Source organism: Tenacibaculum sp. (genome assembly GCF_050290165.1).
Classification (GTDB): Bacteria; Bacteroidota; Bacteroidia; order Flavobacteriales; family Flavobacteriaceae; genus Polaribacter.
The window spans coordinates 43,259-60,762 of the sequence record NZ_JBNKHD010000011.1 but is presented as its reverse complement, the minus strand read 5'-3'; the positions used below and the strand labels follow the sequence as shown (position 1 = coordinate 60,762).

17 protein-coding genes are annotated in these 17,504 nt (G+C 32.2%); 10 read left to right on the top strand and 7 right to left on the bottom strand.

The annotated features are described in order from the left end of the window. The first annotated feature begins 65 nt into the window (after window positions 1–65). Window positions 66–854, top strand: a complete 789-nt coding sequence (gene nadE, locus ACQY6M_RS08080) for an NAD(+) synthase (protein ID WP_428741060.1) — start codon at window positions 66–68, stop codon at window positions 852–854. A 213-nt stretch (window positions 855–1,067) separates the two neighbouring features. Here the strand turns inward: nadE and dnaG are convergent, their stop codons facing one another. Continuing rightward, window positions 1,068–3,077, bottom strand: a complete 2,010-nt coding sequence (gene dnaG / locus ACQY6M_RS08075) for a DNA primase (RefSeq protein WP_428741061.1) — start codon at window positions 3,075–3,077, stop codon at window positions 1,068–1,070. A gap of 128 nt (window positions 3,078–3,205) precedes the next feature. On the opposite strand from dnaG, the gene ACQY6M_RS08070 reads away from it, so the two are divergent. After that, window positions 3,206–4,096, top strand: a complete 891-nt coding sequence (locus tag ACQY6M_RS08070; RefSeq protein WP_428741062.1) for a leucine-rich repeat domain-containing protein — start codon at window positions 3,206–3,208, stop codon at window positions 4,094–4,096. Between the two features lie 68 nt (window positions 4,097–4,164). Here ACQY6M_RS08070 and clpX read toward each other — a convergent pair whose 3' ends face one another. The 4 genes from clpX to ACQY6M_RS08050 all read right to left on the bottom strand — a co-directional run bounded on the left by clpX (window position 4,165) and on the right by ACQY6M_RS08050 (window position 8,032). After that, window positions 4,165–5,400, bottom strand: a complete 1,236-nt coding sequence (gene clpX / locus ACQY6M_RS08065; protein WP_428740619.1) for an ATP-dependent Clp protease ATP-binding subunit ClpX — start codon at window positions 5,398–5,400, stop codon at window positions 4,165–4,167. Window positions 5,401–5,444: 44 nt separating this feature from the next. After that, window positions 5,445–6,104 carry an ATP-dependent Clp endopeptidase proteolytic subunit ClpP gene (clpP, locus tag ACQY6M_RS08060; protein WP_428740620.1) on the bottom strand — a complete coding sequence of 220 codons (660 nt, stop codon included), beginning with the start codon at window positions 6,102–6,104 and terminating at the stop codon, window positions 5,445–5,447. Window positions 6,105–6,232: 128 nt separating this feature from the next. Beyond that, window positions 6,233–7,555, bottom strand: coding sequence for a trigger factor (gene tig / locus ACQY6M_RS08055; protein WP_428740621.1), 1,323 nt, complete (start codon window positions 7,553–7,555; stop codon window positions 6,233–6,235). 126 nt (window positions 7,556–7,681) lie between these two features. After that, a complete protein-coding gene (locus ACQY6M_RS08050; RefSeq protein ID WP_428740622.1) occupies window positions 7,682–8,032 on the bottom strand; it encodes a phage holin family protein in 351 nt (116 codons plus the stop codon). A 210-nt stretch (window positions 8,033–8,242) separates the two neighbouring features. Here ACQY6M_RS08050 and ACQY6M_RS08045 point away from each other — a divergent pair, with 210 nt between their 5' ends. From ACQY6M_RS08045 to ACQY6M_RS08035, 3 genes are all read left to right on the top strand, one after another. Beyond that, window positions 8,243–8,977, top strand: a complete 735-nt coding sequence (locus ACQY6M_RS08045) for a class I SAM-dependent methyltransferase (protein WP_428740623.1) — start codon at window positions 8,243–8,245, stop codon at window positions 8,975–8,977. Window positions 8,978–9,009: 32 nt separating this feature from the next. Beyond that, the gene (locus tag ACQY6M_RS08040) at window positions 9,010–9,576 is read left to right on the top strand and encodes a Crp/Fnr family transcriptional regulator (protein WP_428740624.1); all 567 of its coding nucleotides are present in this window, start codon (window positions 9,010–9,012) and stop codon (window positions 9,574–9,576) included. A gap of 62 nt (window positions 9,577–9,638) precedes the next feature. Further along, window positions 9,639–10,217 carry an NAD(P)H-dependent oxidoreductase gene (locus tag ACQY6M_RS08035; protein ID WP_428740625.1) on the top strand — a complete coding sequence of 193 codons (579 nt, stop codon included), beginning with the start codon at window positions 9,639–9,641 and terminating at the stop codon, window positions 10,215–10,217. A gap of 65 nt (window positions 10,218–10,282) precedes the next feature. On the opposite strand, the gene ACQY6M_RS08030 is transcribed toward ACQY6M_RS08035, so the two are convergent. Together ACQY6M_RS08030 and ACQY6M_RS08025 are read right to left on the bottom strand one after the other, a co-directional pair. Then, entirely contained in the window at window positions 10,283–11,047 is a 765-nt protein-coding gene (locus ACQY6M_RS08030) for an alpha/beta fold hydrolase (RefSeq protein ID WP_428740626.1), read from the bottom strand. 2 nt (window positions 11,048–11,049) lie between these two features. Then, a complete protein-coding gene (locus tag ACQY6M_RS08025; protein ID WP_428740627.1) occupies window positions 11,050–11,763 on the bottom strand; it encodes a pyridoxine 5'-phosphate synthase in 714 nt (237 codons plus the stop codon). 59 nt (window positions 11,764–11,822) lie between these two features. Between ACQY6M_RS08025 and ACQY6M_RS08020 the strand changes: the two genes are divergently transcribed. The 5 genes from ACQY6M_RS08020 (at window position 11,823) to bamA (ending at window position 17,482) form a co-directional block, all read left to right on the top strand. Further along, a complete protein-coding gene (locus tag ACQY6M_RS08020; RefSeq protein ID WP_428740628.1) occupies window positions 11,823–12,482 on the top strand; it encodes a CBS domain-containing protein in 660 nt (219 codons plus the stop codon). 33 nt (window positions 12,483–12,515) lie between these two features. Next, window positions 12,516–13,412 (top strand): NAD kinase, encoded by an 897-nt coding sequence (locus ACQY6M_RS08015; RefSeq protein ID WP_428740629.1) that lies wholly within the window; start codon window positions 12,516–12,518, stop codon window positions 13,410–13,412. A 104-nt stretch (window positions 13,413–13,516) separates the two neighbouring features. Beyond that, complete coding sequence (locus ACQY6M_RS08010; RefSeq protein ID WP_428740630.1) at window positions 13,517–14,197, top strand: DUF6089 family protein; 681 nt, start codon at window positions 13,517–13,519, stop codon at window positions 14,195–14,197. Between the two features lie 2 nt (window positions 14,198–14,199). Next, the gene (locus ACQY6M_RS08005) at window positions 14,200–14,952 is read left to right on the top strand and encodes an isoprenyl transferase (protein WP_428740631.1); all 753 of its coding nucleotides are present in this window, start codon (window positions 14,200–14,202) and stop codon (window positions 14,950–14,952) included. After that, window positions 14,945–17,482, top strand: coding sequence for an outer membrane protein assembly factor BamA (gene bamA, locus ACQY6M_RS08000; RefSeq protein ID WP_428740632.1), 2,538 nt, complete (start codon window positions 14,945–14,947; stop codon window positions 17,480–17,482). The genes ACQY6M_RS08005 and bamA overlap by 8 nt, the downstream gene beginning before the upstream one ends. Window positions 17,483–17,504: the final 22 nt, after the last annotated feature.

The following is a 17,504-nucleotide window of genomic DNA, read 5'->3' as shown; positions in this document are numbered from 1 at the left end:
TATAACGTCGAAATTACTAAATTAGTTTTTATCGCTTAACGATAAACTCTTAAAATATCATAAAAATGAACACTCCTAAAGTTGCAGAACATATTGTAAATTGGTTAAAAGAATACGCTACTAATGCCAAAGTAAATGGTTTTGTTGTAGGTGTTTCTGGTGGTATTGATAGTGCAGTTACTTCAACTTTATGTGCGAGAACAGGACTTCCAACGCTTTGTTTAGAAATGCCTATTCATCAAGCAAAGAATCAAGTTAGCAGGGCATTAAATCATGTAAACTGGTTAAACGACAACTTTACAAATGTTTCTATGAAACAAGTAAATTTAACTCCTGTATTTGATAGTTTAGTAAATTCATTACCTCCTGTTGAAAGTGAAGAAAAGCGCTTTATGGCTTTAGCTAATACAAGAGCAAGATTACGAATGACCTCTTTATACTATTTTGCTGGCTTACGTGGTTTGTTGGTCGCTGGAACTGGAAACAAAATAGAAGATTTTGGAGTTGGATTTTTTACCAAATATGGTGATGGAGGTGTTGATTTAAGTCCTATTGCTGATTTAGTAAAATCAGAAGTCTATGAACTAGCAAAATATTTGGGCATAAATAATGACATTATAATTGCTCCACCAACAGATGGTTTATGGGGTGACGACAGAACAGATGAAGATCAAATAGGAGCTTCGTATGACGAACTTGAATGGGCCATGAAAATGCAAGATGCAGGAAAAACTACAGACGATTTTTCTGGAAGAGAACTAGAAGTATATAAAATATACACACGTCTCAACCGAATTAATCAGCATAAAATGGTTCCTATTCCAATTTGCGGAATTCCAAACGAATTAAAGTAAATTAACAGACATCATTTGTCTTTTAATTCTTTGATAAGCACGTTTTTTTTGTCCGTTAGAAATTTTAATAGGTAATAATATTAGTAATCGAAGCAATTCTAATATTTGCAGCAACTTTCTCATTTTTTTTATTTTCTAGTTCTTTTCGGGAGCTAAATTACAAAAAAAATGTTAATTTGTTTAAATTACTACACAAATGACAATTTCTTAATCTTAAATCACACGATTTAACTTTTCGAAAAGTCGTTTTTTTAACCCAGTATAATCTGCTATTTCTTCTAAGTTAGGAGCTATGCTTTGTTCTTGACTTTCTTGCATAATCTCTTTAATTTTTTCTTCAATTAAAACTCTACGCAAATTTAAAACTGCATCGGTAACTAACTTTGGAAGTATTTTTATGGTTTCTGTTACGAAAACCTCTTTGCGTTCCCAATCACTTAGATTATACTTCTCCTCATCCATGAGAATATTAGTAACTAAACTAGATATTTGAGGATTTTCGTGCATTACCAAATAATCTACACTTATTTTTTCATCTTGGTTTAATTGATGAATCAATTCAAAATAAGTTAATCTAAAAATCTCATTGGTAAACTCAATTTCATCTTCTTGTAAATTCAAATACAATTCATTAGAAACAGTGTTTTGGTATTCTTCTTTCTCTAAAAATGGGCGGCCTCTTTCATCTACTGCATCTACCCAGTTTACAAAATCAACAACTTCATTACCATATAACAACAAAATTCTTATGATTTCTTTCTCAAGAATATTTAACTGATCAATACTCTGTCCTAACTTACCTTTTCCGCCTTTCACAAGCCCCATAACAGCTTGCTCTTGCTCTTGAAAATATTCAGGTGGTGGCTGATTTGGATTTTGACCTAGGCTACTTTTTCTAGCTGCTACAGCTCCTTTTTTTAATAATTGAGCTAATTCGCTAAACAAAACTTGCTCAGAAATATCCATAATTCGAGCACACTCTTGCACATAGACCTCTCTTTGAATTCCGTCAGGAATTTTAGAAATACTAGTTACTATATCGCGAATTAAGCCTGCTTTTTTTACAGGGTCATTCGCTGCTTCTTTCATCAACAAAGACACTTTAAACTCGATAAAATCTTGTGCCTTTTCTACTAAGTATTGTTTTAATTCGGCATTGGAATGTGCTTTTGCAAAACTATCTGGATCTTCTCCTTCTGGAAAAGCAACCACTTTCACATTCATTCCTTGCTCCAAAATCAAATCAATACCTCGAAGTGAAGCTCTAATTCCAGCTGCATCTCCATCAAAAAGTACCGTAATGTTTTTTGTTAAACGATTTACTAACCGAATTTGATCAGGCGTTAATGCCGTACCAGAAGAAGCTACCACATTTTCAATTCCTGATTGATGAAATGAAATTACATCAGTATACCCTTCTACTAAAAAACAATTATCTTCTCTGGCTATTTCTTTTTTAGCTTGGTACAATCCATAAAGGATTTTACTTTTATGGTATATTTCACTCTCAGGTGAATTTAAATATTTTGCTGCTTTTTTATCGTTCGTAAGAATCCTTCCTCCAAAACCTAAAATGCGTCCTGACATACTATGGATAGGAAACATAACACGACCTTTAAATCGATCAAATTTTCTATCCTCTGCTCCTCCTTCTTTTACTATGGTAAGTCCTGTAGATTTTAGATATTTCAAGTCGAAACCTTTAGCTAAAGCAGCGTTGGTAAAATTATCCCACTCGTCTTTACAATACCCTAAGTCGAATTTTTCTATGGTATCTTCTCTAAATCCACGTTCTTTAAAATAAGATAAACCGATAGCTCTACCGTTTTGTGTATTCATCAACACATCATGAAAGTAATCTTTGGCAAATTTCGATACCAGAAACATACTTTCTCTTTCATTCATCTGCTCTTTTTGTTCGTCAGATTGCTCGGTTTCTTCGATTTCTATATTATACTTTTCAGCTAACCAACGTATTGCTTCTGGATATGTATAGTGCTCGTGTTCCATTAAAAAAGAAATAGCATTCCCTCCTTTACCTGTACTAAAATCTTTCCAGATTTGTTTAACAGGCGATACCATAAATGACGGAGTACGTTCATCAGTAAACGGACTTAACCCTTTAAAGTTACTTCCTGCTTTTTTTAACTGCACAAACTCTCCTATCACCTCCTCTACACGGACGTTTTCAAAAACTTTATCAATGGTTTGTTGGGTAATCATACACTACACTAATATGGCAAACAAATATACTAGTTTTAAGAGTTTCCGTATAAATAAACAAAACTCTTAGCTAAATTAATTTGCTAAAAAGATATAAATATATAATTTTGGCAAAAATTCCCCTTTTTATGAAAGCAATTACCCCATTTTATTTCGCATTGTTATTTTCATTCAATGCTTTTTCACAAGAAACTATTAGAATTCCTGACATTGGTTTGGAGGAATGTTTGGTTGATTTAAAAATTGACTCAAACGGTTTAAACGGAAGTATTACTATTAGTGATGCAGAATATGTTACTAATTTAAACGTAGACAATCCTGTTACCAATAAGAAATTACCTAATGTGTATTCAAAAATTAAAAATTTAACTGGCTTAGAAAGCTTCCCTAACTTAAAACGTTTGGATTGCTACGATAATGAAATCACTAAAATGGATTTATCTCAAAGCTCTTCAATAAGCTTTTTAAATTGCAGTCAAAACAAAATTGAACGCTTAGACGTTAGCAAAAATCCCAACTTAACATATATTAGTTGTGATAGTAACAAAATGAGTTCATTAATTCTTGGAGAAAACACTAATCTTGAAAGTTTATACGCTAGTTTTAACAAACTTACCACATTAGATGTATCTAATTGTCCTAATTTGGTTAATATGGATGTTAGTGGTAATAATATTAAAACTATTATTGTTAGTGAAACTCAATTGGCTAACATTCCTCTAGGATGGTATAAAGACGAAAAGACTACGTATGCAACAAGTAGTGGTACTGTAGCTACAAAGCCAGTAGTTGAAAAACCAGTAGCTAAAGTTGAAGAAAAAACAGCAGTAACTGAAAAACCTGTTGAAAAATACACAGAAAGTTTTAAGCAGTTAATTGTTTCTGAGTATGAGAAAACTGTTCTTAACCAAACTTATTTACAGCAAATAAAGAAAGAACTAATTTCAAAATATAAGATTGATGATAGTGAACTTGCTACTTGGATACAGCAGTACAGTAAACTACCAAAAGCTGAGTAGTATTGATACTCAAAATAAAAAAGCCATCATATATATGATGGCTTTTTTATTTTATTAAATACTTACAATTAAGAAGCTGCTCTTAATTTCTTTAATGCTGACTTTGTCAATTTAGCCTCTGCATATTCTCTAGTTACCTTAAATTCTTTTTCGTCAGAACTTGGTATTTCAAACATTGCATCGGTTAAAATAGCTTCGCATAACGAACGTAATCCACGAGCCCCTAACTTGTATTCTACTGCTTTATCAACAATAAACATCAACACTTCTTCCTCCATTGAAAACTCGACATCATCCATCTTAAACAATTTAGTATACTGTTTTACGATAGAGTTTTTAGGCTCTGTTAAAATAGCACGTAAGGTTTTTGCATCTAGTGGATTCATATAACTTAAGACTGGTAAACGACCTATAATCTCAGGAATTAACCCAAAAGATTTCAAATCTGAAGGAATAATATACTGTAATAAGTTATCTTGATCTATCTTATCCTCTTCTACTGAAGCACTATATCCAACAGCTTGCATATTTAAACGCTTACTGATGATCCTATCAATTCCAGAAAATGCTCCTCCTGCAATGAATAAAATATCTTTGGTGTTTACTTCAATAAATTTTTGCTCTGGATGCTTTCTTCCTCCTTTAGGAGCCACATTTACCACAGCTCCCTCCAATAACTTTAATAAAGCTTGTTGCACTCCTTCTCCAGAAACATCTCGCGTAATAGATGGATTATCGCCTTTACGAGCAATCTTGTCTATCTCATCAATAAACACAATTCCTCTTTCTGCTTTTTCAACATCATAATCAGCTGCCTGTAGTAAACGACTTAGAATACTTTCAACATCTTCACCTACATAACCTGCTTGTGTTAAAACAGTAGCATCAACGATAGAAAATGGTACGTTTAACATTTTAGCAATGGTACGCGCAACTAATGTTTTACCTGTACCAGTTTCTCCTACTAAAACAATGTTTGACTTTTCAATTTCTACTTCGTCTTCATCTCTGGTTTGCAATAATCTTTTGTAGTGATTATATACCGCTACAGACATTGCTTTTTTAGTTTCATCTTGACCAATGATATACTCATCTAAAAAAGCTTTAATTTCTTTTGGCTTTTTTAAGGTTAAATCTTTAGATAAATCACTTGTTCTAGCTTCTGCTATTTCCTCCTCTACAATTCCATGAGCCTGCTCAATACATTTATCACATATATGCGCATCTAAACCTGCGATTAACAAATCGGTTTCTGGCTTTTTACGACCACAAAAGGAACATTGTAAATTTTCTTCTTTCGACATCTTATCAGCTTATTACCAATAGCTAATAGCTATTAGTTGTTAATTTATTTTCTTGTTAAAATTTCATCAATCATTCCGTAAGTTTTTGCTTCTTCGGCTTTCATCCAATAATCTCTATCAGAATCTTGATTTACTTTTTCTACAGTTTGACCTGAATGGTTTGCTATAATATGGTACAACTCATCTTTTAATTTTAAGATTTCACGAGCTGTAATTTCAATATCAGACGCTTGTCCTTGCGCCCCACCTAATGGTTGGTGAATCATAATACGTGAGTGTGGTAATGCTGAACGCTTTCCTTTTTCTCCTGCACACATTAACACTGCACCCATAGAAGCTGCCATACCTGTACAAATAGTTGCTACATCTGGCTTAATGAACTGCATCGTATCGTAAATACCTAAACCAGCATACACGCCACCACCTGGTGAATTGATATAAATTGAAATATCTTTAGAAGCATCAACACTTTCTAAGAATAACAATTGAGCTTGAATAATATTAGCTACTTGATCATTAATACCAGTACCTAAAAAGATAATTCTATCCATCATTAAACGAGAGAAAACATCCATTTGTGTGATGTTCATCTGACGCTCTTCCATAATATATGGAGTTAGGCTACTTGTTATTTTTCCGTAGTAGTTACTATTTATTCCGTGGTGCTTAGTTGCGTATTTTTCGAACTCTCTTCCGTAATCCATTTTTTAAATGTTTTTGGTTTATTACAGATGTAAATATAAGAACTATTTCGTTAGTATTTTGTTACCTTTTATAGCTAAAAAAACCTGAATGCACATTCAGGTTTTTATATTACATCAGTAATTAGCTGTTATTTATATACTTCTTTAATGAAGTCTTCGTAAGAAACCTCTTTAGTATCAAAGCTCATGTTTTCTTTATAGAAAGCTAATAATTTTTGAGAAATTAATTGCTCTTGTAAACGACGAGCTTCGTCTTGATTTGATAAGATTCTTCCAGCGATATCTTCTAACTCTTTTTCTTCTGGGTTCATGTTTCCAAACTGAGCCATTTGAGCTCTAATGAATCCTTTAGCATAATCTACTAACTCAGCATAATCTAATTTGATATCGTTATCTTTCATAATCTTTCCTTCGATTAATTGGTAACGTAATCCTTTTTCAGACTTGCTATATTCATCAGCAGCTTCGTCAGCAGATAATTCTTTTTCACCAGCAGTTTGCAACCACTTTTGTAAGAATTCAGCAGGTAAATCAAACTTTGTACTTTCAACTAAGTTCTCAGTAATTGCGTTTAACAATTGTTGATCTGCTTGTTGTTGAAATTGCTTTTCTGCGTCTTCTTTAATTTTATCTTTTAAATCTGTTACAGTTTTCACACTCCCGTCAGCAAATAACTTATCAAATAATTCTTGATCTAATTCTGCTAATTCTATTTCAGTAATTTCTTCGATAGTAAATGTTACAGCGATATCTAAACCGTGAACCTCATCGTGAGATACACCTAAAGCTCCTTGTAACTTGTGCTCATCTTCAAATAAGTTTTTAGTTTTTAACTCTAAAACATCACCTACTTTAGCACCTACAAACATTTTTAAGTTTGTTTTCCCTTTAATATCTTTTACAGAAATGGTAGATTTTTTGTTGATTTCTTTCTCTTCGCTTACAAAAGTACCTGTTACGTTAGCTACCTCAGTAACTTCCTCTTTTGTTAACATTTTACCGTAACGAGATTGAATGTTTTCAACTTCTTTCTCGATTAACTCGTCAGTAGCTACGATGTTGTATTGAGTAACTTTATCTTTTGGTTGTAAGTTTACGTCGAACTCAGGAGCTAATCCTAATTCGAATTCAAAAGAGAATTTATCAGCATCCCAATTGAAATCTTCTTGCACTCTAGGTAATGGATTTCCTAAAATATCTAATTTCTCTTCAACTAAGAATTTGTTTAACGACTCTTGTAAAAGCTTGTTTACCTCATCAATCATTACTGATTTTCCGTATTGCTTTTTCACCATTCCCATTGGCACGTGACCTTTTCTAAATCCAGGAATGTTTGCTGATTTACGGTAATCGTTTAATACTTTTGTTACTTTATCTTGATAATCTTCTGCAACAATATCAACTTTTACAACTGCATTTAATGCATCTACGTTTTCTTTCGTTATATTCATCTTAAAAATCTGTTTCTTAAAAAATCGGGTGCAAAATTACTACTTTATTTATTGATAACCAATACTTTTAAACATAAAAATATCTACTTTTTTTCACCCTTGTCTTCTAATTTTTAATATTTTATGTTAATTATTCTTTTCTTCTTTTAACAACGAAAACATAAGCGACCTAAAAATAGACAGCAATACACTGAACAATAGCGCTGTAAAAAATCCGTTTACTGCAAAACCTGACACTAATTTATCTGCCAATAGTATTATAACCGCATTGATTACAAACAGGAATAACCCTAATGTAATTATCGTTGCTGGTAACGTAAAAAACACCAACAATGGTCGCACAAACAAGTTTAGCAACGCAATAACTACTGCTACTATTACTGCGGTAGTATAGTTAGCTACTGCAACCCCTGGTAAAATGTTTGCCAATACAATTACTGCTAATGCAGTTAATAAGATTTTTAAAAATGTTTTCATTCGTTATGATATTTAATAAGTTAAGATTTATAAAGTTACTTTTTTAATTAAGACTCTACAAATCATAACCTGAGCTTACAACTCACCACAACCATACCAAAAATTAAAACCTGCTGTTTTGGCAGGTTTATAGACTTTCATTTGATTCTTTTGATTAAGTAACTACTTTTGTTAGTAATAAAACTTCTACAAGTAAAAACACCGAATAAGATGAAACAAAATAAATATGATGATAATGATTTTTTTGAGAGTTACGGAAAAATGCCTCGCTCAATTGATGGCTTAAACTCAGCGGGGGAATGGAGTGTTTTACAAAAAATGTTACCAGATTTTCAAAATAAAAGCGTACTTGATCTTGGTTGTGGATATGGATGGCATTGCATTTACGCTAAACAACAAGGTGCTAAAAAAATAACTGGAGTAGATTTATCAAAAAGAATGATAGATAAAGCTATAGAAAACTCAAAAAACCTAGCAATTAATTATATACAAACAGCCATAGAGGATATCAACTTTAAATCAGGAGAATTTGATATCATCATTAGTTCACTTGCATTTCACTATTTAAAAGATTTAAAACCTGTTTTTAAAAAAATAAATAAAGTTCTAAAAAAAGGAGGCTCTTTTATATTTTCTATGGAACACCCTTCTTTTACATGTAAGCCAGAACAAGATTGGTTTTTAGATGAAAATGAAAACCGATTACATTGGCCTTTAGACAACTATCAAGATGAAGGAGAAAGAAAAACTCATTTTCTAGGACATGAAGTAATTAAATATCATCGAACCTTAGAAACTATAATTAATACAGTAATTAAATCGGGCTTTGATATTCAAGAAATTTCTGAACCAAAACCTTCTGAGCAAGTTTTGAAGAAATACCCAGAAATGAAAGATGAAATGAGAAGACCAATTTTCATCATAGTCTCTGCTATAAAAAAATAATTAAACTATAGTTTATAAAACTCCGTTACAAAATGCTCAAAAAACATCTAGAAACCTACAACATCCTTACCGAAGAAGAAATAGACAATTTTGCAAGTTTAGTCAGTTATAAAAAACTTAACAAAGGAGATTTTTTTATTCAAGAAGGTGCTATTTGTAAAGAAGTTGCTTTTATAGCTTCAGGTATTTTTAGATCGTTTTATCATTCTTCAGATGAAAAAGAGTCTACTTATTGTTTTTTATCAGAAAACTCATTTGTTACTGCCTATTCATCCTTTATTTCTCAAACAAAAACCAACGAAAATATTCAAGCTTTAACAGACGTAGAACTATACAGTATTACTAAAGATCAATTTGTAGCATTAGAAAACTCAAGTACTAACTGGCTACGCCTTTTTAAATTGTTAGCAGAACAAGAATATATAAATCTTGAAAACAGAATTTTTATCCTGCAAAATGAAAGTTCTGAAAACCGTTATAAAAAATTATTAGAAACGCATCCTAGTTATTTACAAACTATTCCATTACAATACATAGCCTCTTATTTAGGAATCACTCAACGACATTTAAGTCGAATTAGAAAATCGGTTTTTTATTAGACAATTGTCCTTTTTAAGCTGGTAAAACCACCCGTATTTTGCTTCATAATCTCAAATATATTATGAAGAATATTTTATTAATAAACGGACATCCTGATAAAGAAAGTTTTAACCACGCACTTGCAGCCTCATACAAAAAAGGTGCTTTGGAAACTAATGCAATAATCGAAGAAATTACTATTGCTGATTTAAACTTTAACCCTACCCTTAAGTTTGGGTACCGAAAAAGAACTGAGTTGGAACCAGATTTACAAGAATCTTTAGCTAAAATTAAAAAATCCGATCATATTGTTTGGGTCTTTCCTATTTGGTGGGCAGGTTACCCTGCTATGATGAAAGGTTTTATCGACAGAGCTTTTTTACCAGGAATTACTTTTCAACCTATTGAAGGAAAACCTTTTCCTGAAAAGCTATTGAAAGGTAAAACTTCTCGACTCATTGTAACTTCTGACACACCTAGCTGGTATGATTATTTATTTATGAAAAGACCTGCTATTAGACAATTTAAAAAAGGAACATTGGAGTTCTGTGGTATCAAACCTGTAAAAACGACTTTTATATCAACTATTAAAGATTCCACACCAAAAAAAAGAGAGTTGTGGCTTAAACAAGTTTATACATTAGGGAAGAATTTACAGTAAAAGCAAATCACACAAATACTTATGACATACTTTTGGAGGTAGAATTTAAATACTCTACCTCTTTTTTATAAAAATTCGATTACTTTCTTGTAGAAATCAGTAGGATTTTCTGCGTGCAACCAATGCCCTGCATTTGCCACAGTTTTAATTTCTGAATTTGGAAAATGTGCTTGAATTAACGGCTCATCTTCTTTTGAAATATATCCTGAATTTGCACCACGTAAAAACAATGTTTTCCCTTCAAAAACAGTAAAAGAAGGTAAGGCTACTCCAACCTCATTGTTGTTTTCTGTCAATGATTTTAGGTTAAAACGAAACGCTAACTCATCTTTGGTTTTTCTGTATACATTTTTCAATAAAAACTGTCGAACCCCCACTTCTGGAATTAATTCTGCTAGTTTTTCATCTACTAAGGCTCTAGAATTTTGAACACTAAAATCTATCGAATTCAATGCTGCTAAAATATCATGATGATGTGGCGGATACATTCTCGGAGAAATATCAGCAACCACTAATTTATCAACTAACTCAGGATATTCAGTAGCAAACAACATTGCGGTCTTCCCTCCCATGGAATGCCCTAGTAAATCAACTTTTTCTAAATTATGCTGTTGAATGTAATTATATAAATCACCTACCATCAATTCATAATCAAATGCATCGACATGAAAACTACGTCCGTGGTTACGCTGATCTATCAAATGTACCTCAAAGCCATCTTCGGCAAACTTATTGGCGTGAGATTTCCAATTATCTCCCATACCAAAATATCCATGCAAAATGAGTAATGGTTTTCCTTCTCCAACTATTTTAGAATGTAAAACTTCCATACCTACTGTAAACGATGTAAATACATATTCACTACATTCTCTAATCCTAAATATAAACTTTCAGAAATTAGTGCATGCCCAATAGACACTTCAGCCAAATGAGGTATGTTTTGTTTGAAAAATTGAATATTATTTAAACTCAAATCGTGTCCTGCGTTAACACCTAAGCCCAATTCATGAGCTAAAATTGCTGCTTCAGTATATGGTTTTACACCTTCTTTATTTCCTTTTTCGTACTGCGTTGCAAACTCTTCCGTGTACAACTCTACTCTATCCGTTCCTGTTTTTGCTGCAGCTTCTATCAATTTTAAATCTGTATCGATAAAAATAGAAGTTCTTATACCTGCCCTTTTAAACTCAGCAATCACTTCTTGTAAATACGATTGATGTTTAATCGTATCCCAACCCGCATTAGAAGTTAACTGATCCACACTATCAGGAACCAAAGTTACTTGTGTTGGTTTAATTTCTAATACCATTTGCATGAACTTATCAATAGGATTACCTTCAATATTATATTCAGTGGTAACCAACGGTTTTAAATCGTACGCGTCTTGGTAACGAATATGACGTTCGTCTGGTCTTGGATGAATGGTGATTCCTTCCGCCCCAAATTCTTGTATATCTGTTGCTACTTTCAGTAAATTAGGCACATTTCCACCTCTCGAATTACGAAGTGTGGCAATTTTATTAATATTTACACTTAATTTTGTCATGCTGTAAAATTAGACCACAAAGGTAACGCATTCCAACATTTTAAACTATATTCGTAATAATGAAAATCAATGATTTTATACTTAAAGAGATAAAAGCACTAACATTAAGTAGCTCTGTAAAAAGCGCTCAAGACTTGTGTAAAGATTTACCTATAACGCATATTCCTGTGGTTGAAAATGGTAAATTAATTGGATGCTTACCCGAAAGTGATATTCAAACTATTGAAAATAAAAATAGGGTACTTAGTGAATATGCCTATCTACTAGATCATTTTTACACAGACGAAAATGCGTCTATTCTCGATTTAATTGCCTTATTTGCAGATAATGATTCTAACTTGATTCCTGTTTTAAATAAAAACATGAATTACATTGGGTATTATGAATTAAGTGACATTTTAGACGCTTTTGCTGACAGTCCTTTTTTACATAATGAAAGCGACACCTTAATCATTGATAAAAACAAGAATGACTATTCCATGAGTCAGGTTGCTCAAATAGTAGAAACTAATAAAGGTAAATTATTAGGAGCTTATGTTTCTTCAGAAAGTATGGAAAACATAGAGCTCACCTTAAAAATCGCTTCTGATGAAATTAATGAAATTATTCAAACATTTCGCAGGTATGACTATAATGTGATTACCCAACATAAAAACGATTTTTACCTAGAAGAACTTAAAGATAGAGCTGCTTATTTAAGGAAGTACTTAGACATGTAATCTTAAAAACAGCACAATTAAACATTTGCACAAGTGAAAAAAGTAGCTATTTACGGACAAGCTTATACTACCTTAGCTAAAAAAGAAGTTAAAATTCTATTATCTGTTTTAGAGAAGCACAATATTGTTGTTTTTTTTGAACAAAAATTTTACGATTTGTTTGTTGAAAACAAATCTCTAAATAAAAAGTACCCCACTTATTCTCATTTTAAAGATTTATCAAACTCTTTTGATGTTATGTTTACTATAGGTGGAGATGGAACCATATTAAGAGCTGTTACCTATATACGAAACTTAAACATTCCTATTATGGGAATTAATACAGGACGATTAGGTTTTTTAGCAACGATTCAAAAAGATCAAATTGAAGAAACTATTGATTTAATACTCAAAAAAGAATACTCTTTACAAGAACGATCTTTATTACAAATAGAAACAACACCTGTAACTGAAGAATTTTCTGAACTTAATTTTGCTCTAAACGAAGTTACCATTGCTAGGAGAAATACCACTTCGATGATTGGTATCAAAACTTTTTTAAACAAAGAATACCTTACGAACTATTGGGCAGATGGTTTAATTATAGCTACACCAACAGGATCTACAGGTTATTCGTTAAGTTGTGGTGGACCTGTAATTTTACCAGACTCAAAAAGTTTTATTATTACCCCTATTGCCCCCCACAATTTGAATGCACGCCCAATGGTAATACCCGATGAAACCCATATTGACCTAGAAGTTAGTGCTCGTGAAAAAGACTTTTTAATCTCTTTAGATTCACGTATTACTACTGTTACACAAGAAACTAAAATAAAAATACAAAAAGCCCCTTTTACCATTAAAAGCATTTTGCCTGAAAATCAATCCTATCTAAAAACCCTACGAGGAAAACTTTTATGGGGTGAAGACACACGAAATGAAGCTTTATAACCGAGGACATTACAATAAAACACCAAAAAAATAGTTAATCAAAAAGACGGATTATTAACTTTTTAAAGCAAATTCATTTCCCTATATTTGCACGCTATTTTACAATGAGAGGACTTATTTTATTCATATTGTTTACTTGTATAGTAACACCATTACATTCACAAATCCATGAAATTGGACTATTCGCTGGTGGCTCAAATTATGTGGGAGACATTGGTAGAACAAACTACATATACCCTAACGAATTTGCTGGAGGTCTTGTATATAAATATAATCTTAATCCTAGAATAGCGCTAAGAGGGAGTTACACTTATATTCCTGTCTCAGGGAATGACTTAGATGCTGACAATTCATTTCGCCAAAATAGAGGTTACAGATTCTCTAACACAATACACGAGTTTGCTGCTGGAGTTGAATTTAATTTTTTTGATTATAATATTAGTGATTACAGAACAACATTCACCCCTTATATTCTAGCAGAAATAGCAGCTTTTAACTACAAAAGCCCAGAATCCGCAGCTGTGAATAATACTATTCTACTAAAGAATAAATTCTCTTATTCACTACCTGTAGGATTAGGACTTAAAGGAAGGTTAGCAGACAACTTTGCTATTGCTTTTGAAACAGGTGTACGATTTACACTTGTAGATGATATTGATTTTACTACAAACAAAATAAACTCTTTAGATTTCGGAGGAGATGGAAATGACTGGTATGTTTTTTCTGGTATTTCCATTGTATACACCTTCGGAAGGCCACCTTGTTTTGGTGGAATAGCTGAATAACTATGGACAAAAAACTTCAACGTATTAATTTACAGAAAATACCTAATCATATAGCTATTATTATGGACGGTAATGGTAGATGGGCAAAGGGTAAAGGAATGCAACGTGTTTTTGGTCATAGAAATGCTTTAACAGCTATCAGAGAAACTGCTGACACAGCTTCTGAATTAGGAGTTAAATTCTTGACTCTCTATGCCTTTTCAACAGAAAATTGGAACAGACCTAAGCTAGAAGTAGATGCTTTAATGAGTTTGTTAGTCACCACTTTAAAGAAAGAACTCCCCGAATTTCAACGCAAGAATGTTAAAATTAACGCCATAGGTAATTTAGCGAGCCTTCCTAATAATGCTCAGAAGGTATTATCTAACGTTATTGAAGCTACAAAAAACAATACCAAAATAACCTTGACCTTTGCTTTAAGCTATGGTTCTAGAGAAGAAATTGTTAATGCAATCAAAAACATATCAAAAAAAGTTGTTAATAACGAGATAGAAATTGAAAAAATTAACGATAAAATTATAAATAATCATTTATATACGTTTAATTTGCCCGATGTTGATTTAATGATACGTACAAGTGGGGAACAAAGAATCAGTAATTATTTACTTTGGCAAATAGCCTATGCTGAGCTACATTTTACAGATGTGCTATGGCCTGATTACAGAAAAGAACACCTTTACGACGCTATAATTGATTATCAAAACAGAGAAAGAAGATTTGGAAAAACCAGTGAACAGATTGAAACCAATGAATAAATATTCGTATTTACTAGTATTTTTTATCGCTTTTTTAACAGCGAGTACACAAGCACAAAACACAACTCCTAACGACAGCACTTCAGTCGTTTCTTATGAAAAAGGAAAACAATATATCTTAGGAGGCATAACTGTTACTGGGTTACAAAAATTTAGTGAACAAACAGTTAGAATTTACAGTGGTCTAGTTGAAGGGCAACCAATAAAACTTCCAGGTGATAAACTTACTAGCGCCATTAAAAAAATGTATGAGAGTAAACAGTTTAGTGATGTAGACGTATATTTATCAAAACGTGATGGCGAGACCGTTTATCTTCAGTTTGATGTAACAGAATTACCTCAACTTAATAACGTTTCAATCTCAGGAATAAGTAATTCTAAAGCCAAAGAGTTAAAAAAAGAAACAGAGCTTAAAAAAGGAGCAATGGTTACCGATAACCTTATTGTAACCACCCGTAACTATATCAAAAAGAAATTCACTGATAAAGGTTTCCTTAAAACAAAAGTTTCTTTAAATACTCAAAAAGACACAACAGATACTAACACTGTTAGTATGGCTGTTTTTATAGATAAAGGAAATCGTATAAAAATTAAAAATATTAATTTCATTGGTAATGAAGCAATGTCTGATGCTGCTTTACGTGGTGCTATGAAAAACACAAAACGTAAATTCTTTGGACGTTTTTGGAAATCATCAAAGTACATTTTAGATGATTATAAAACAGATTTAGAAAGTATTCTTGATAAGTATAGTGAAAATGGATATAGAGATGCTAGAATTCTATCTGATAAAGTTATCTGGAATAATGATAATACGATTAACATCGAAATTGAATTAGAAGAAGGACGCCAATACCGATTTGATGAAATTCTTTTCGTAGGAAATCAAAAATATACTGATGAGCAATTAAGTAACCTTTTAAGAATTGATAAAGGTGATATTTACAATGGAAAAGTTTTAAAAGAGCGGATCTCTGGAGATGGCACACCAACTTCGCAAGATATTCAGACTTTATATCATAATAATGGATATTTATTCTCACAAGTAAACGCTGTTGAAACCAAAGTAAAAAACGATTCAATTACTGTTGAAGTTCGTATTAGGGAAGACGATCCTGCAACTATAAAAAAAGTGACCGTAGTAGGTAACGATAAAACTAATGACCACGTTATTTTTAGAGAATTACGTGTAAAGCCAGGAGATTTATTCAGTCGTGAAAATATTATCCGTTCTATTCGAGAAATAGGGCAATTGGGCTTTTTTGACTCAAATGTTACTCCTGATGTAAAACCAGACTATCAAAACAAAACAGCTGATATTGAATTTTCTGTTGTTGAAAAAGGAGGTAGTCAAGTTGAACTCCAAGGAGGTTATGGTGGAGGATCTTTCATAGGAACTTTAGGTCTTTCTTTTAACAATTTCTCTGTGAGAAATATTTTTAAGAAAGAAGCTTATAAACCATTACCTATGGGAGATGGGCAGAGTTTATCATTACGTTTACAAGCTAGTAGAACCTATAATACTTATAGCTTTTCATTTACTGAACCTTGGCTAGGGGGTAAGACACCTCAATCATTGTCGTTTTCTGTATACTTGTCTAATCAATACCGATACGATTATACTACTAATAATGTAGATAAAGATCAAAGCCTAAGTATTATTGGTGCTTCTGTAGGTTTAGGTAAACGTTTAAAATGGCCGGACGATTATTTTACCCTTTCTCAAAATATAAGTTTCCAACGAATTGAATTACAAAACTATGGTTATCGTGTTGGTTCTTCCAGTGATATCCTAAGCCAAGGAGATTTAAATAACTTAGCCTATACAGTAGCATTAAGTCGAAACTCTGCAGGGCCTAGTTTAATCTTCCCTACCTATGGTTCTGAATTTACTATAAGAGCGAAAGCTACATTTCCATACTCTCTGGTTAATGGAAAAGAGTATACTGAACCAGATAACCCTACCTCAGATGAAAAACAAGCTTATTTAGCTGATAAATATAAATGGTTAGAATATTATAAAATATCAGCTAAAGGGAAGTGGTATACTGCACTAGCCGACAAGTTAGTTTTAATGTCAAATTTTGAAATGGGATATTTAGGCAAATATAACAACAAGCTTGGTCTAACTCCTGTTGAAAGATATTTTGTAGGTGGTGATGGTATTGCACAAGGACAATTAGATGGACGTGAAACTATTGGGTTAAGAGGTTATCAAAATAACAGAATATCCTCTATCGATGGAGGGTCTATTTATAACAAATTTCAATTAGAATTACGTTACTCTATTACAGATAAGCCTTCTGCATCTATTTATACTTTAGGTTTTTTAGAAGCGGGTAATTCTTATGACAATTTTAGCGATTTTAATCCGTTTAAATTAAAACGTTCAGCTGGATTAGGAATCCGTATATTTATGCCTGCATTTGGGTTATTAGGTATCGATTTCGCACATGGTTTCGATCCGTTACCTGGCTTAACTGAGAAATCAGGTTGGCAAACGCATTTTATAATTGGAAGACAGTTCTAAAACCTTAAATTTGTAATGTGAC

What these genes read in the sequence shown, in the direction of transcription:
- nadE (WP_428741060.1), top strand. Translation starts at nt 66, where the DNA reads ATGAACACTCCTAAAGTTGCAGAACATATTGTAAATTGGTTAAAAGAA.
- dnaG (WP_428741061.1), bottom strand. Translation starts at nt 3,077, where the DNA reads ATGATTACCCAACAAACCATTGATAAAGTTTTTGAAAACGTCCGTGTA.
- ACQY6M_RS08050 (WP_428740622.1), bottom strand. Translation starts at nt 8,032, where the DNA reads ATGAAAACATTTTTAAAAATCTTATTAACTGCATTAGCAGTAATTGTA.
- clpP (WP_428740620.1), bottom strand. Translation starts at nt 6,104, where the DNA reads ATGGATTACGGAAGAGAGTTCGAAAAATACGCAACTAAGCACCACGGA.
- clpX (WP_428740619.1), bottom strand. Translation starts at nt 5,400, where the DNA reads ATGTCGAAAGAAGAAAATTTACAATGTTCCTTTTGTGGTCGTAAAAAG.
- ACQY6M_RS08010 (WP_428740630.1), top strand. Translation starts at nt 13,517, where the DNA reads ATGAGAGGACTTATTTTATTCATATTGTTTACTTGTATAGTAACACCA.
- ACQY6M_RS08030 (WP_428740626.1), bottom strand. Translation starts at nt 11,047, where the DNA reads ATGGAAGTTTTACATTCTAAAATAGTTGGAGAAGGAAAACCATTACTC.
- ACQY6M_RS08025 (WP_428740627.1), bottom strand. Translation starts at nt 11,763, where the DNA reads ATGACAAAATTAAGTGTAAATATTAATAAAATTGCCACACTTCGTAAT.
- ACQY6M_RS08070 (WP_428741062.1), top strand. Translation starts at nt 3,206, where the DNA reads ATGAAAGCAATTACCCCATTTTATTTCGCATTGTTATTTTCATTCAAT.
- tig (WP_428740621.1), bottom strand. Translation starts at nt 7,555, where the DNA reads ATGAATATAACGAAAGAAAACGTAGATGCATTAAATGCAGTTGTAAAA.
- bamA (WP_428740632.1), top strand. Translation starts at nt 14,945, where the DNA reads ATGAATAAATATTCGTATTTACTAGTATTTTTTATCGCTTTTTTAACA.
- ACQY6M_RS08005 (WP_428740631.1), top strand. Translation starts at nt 14,200, where the DNA reads ATGGACAAAAAACTTCAACGTATTAATTTACAGAAAATACCTAATCAT.
- ACQY6M_RS08035 (WP_428740625.1), top strand. Translation starts at nt 9,639, where the DNA reads ATGAAGAATATTTTATTAATAAACGGACATCCTGATAAAGAAAGTTTT.
- ACQY6M_RS08020 (WP_428740628.1), top strand. Translation starts at nt 11,823, where the DNA reads ATGAAAATCAATGATTTTATACTTAAAGAGATAAAAGCACTAACATTA.
- ACQY6M_RS08045 (WP_428740623.1), top strand. Translation starts at nt 8,243, where the DNA reads ATGAAACAAAATAAATATGATGATAATGATTTTTTTGAGAGTTACGGA.
- ACQY6M_RS08040 (WP_428740624.1), top strand. Translation starts at nt 9,010, where the DNA reads ATGCTCAAAAAACATCTAGAAACCTACAACATCCTTACCGAAGAAGAA.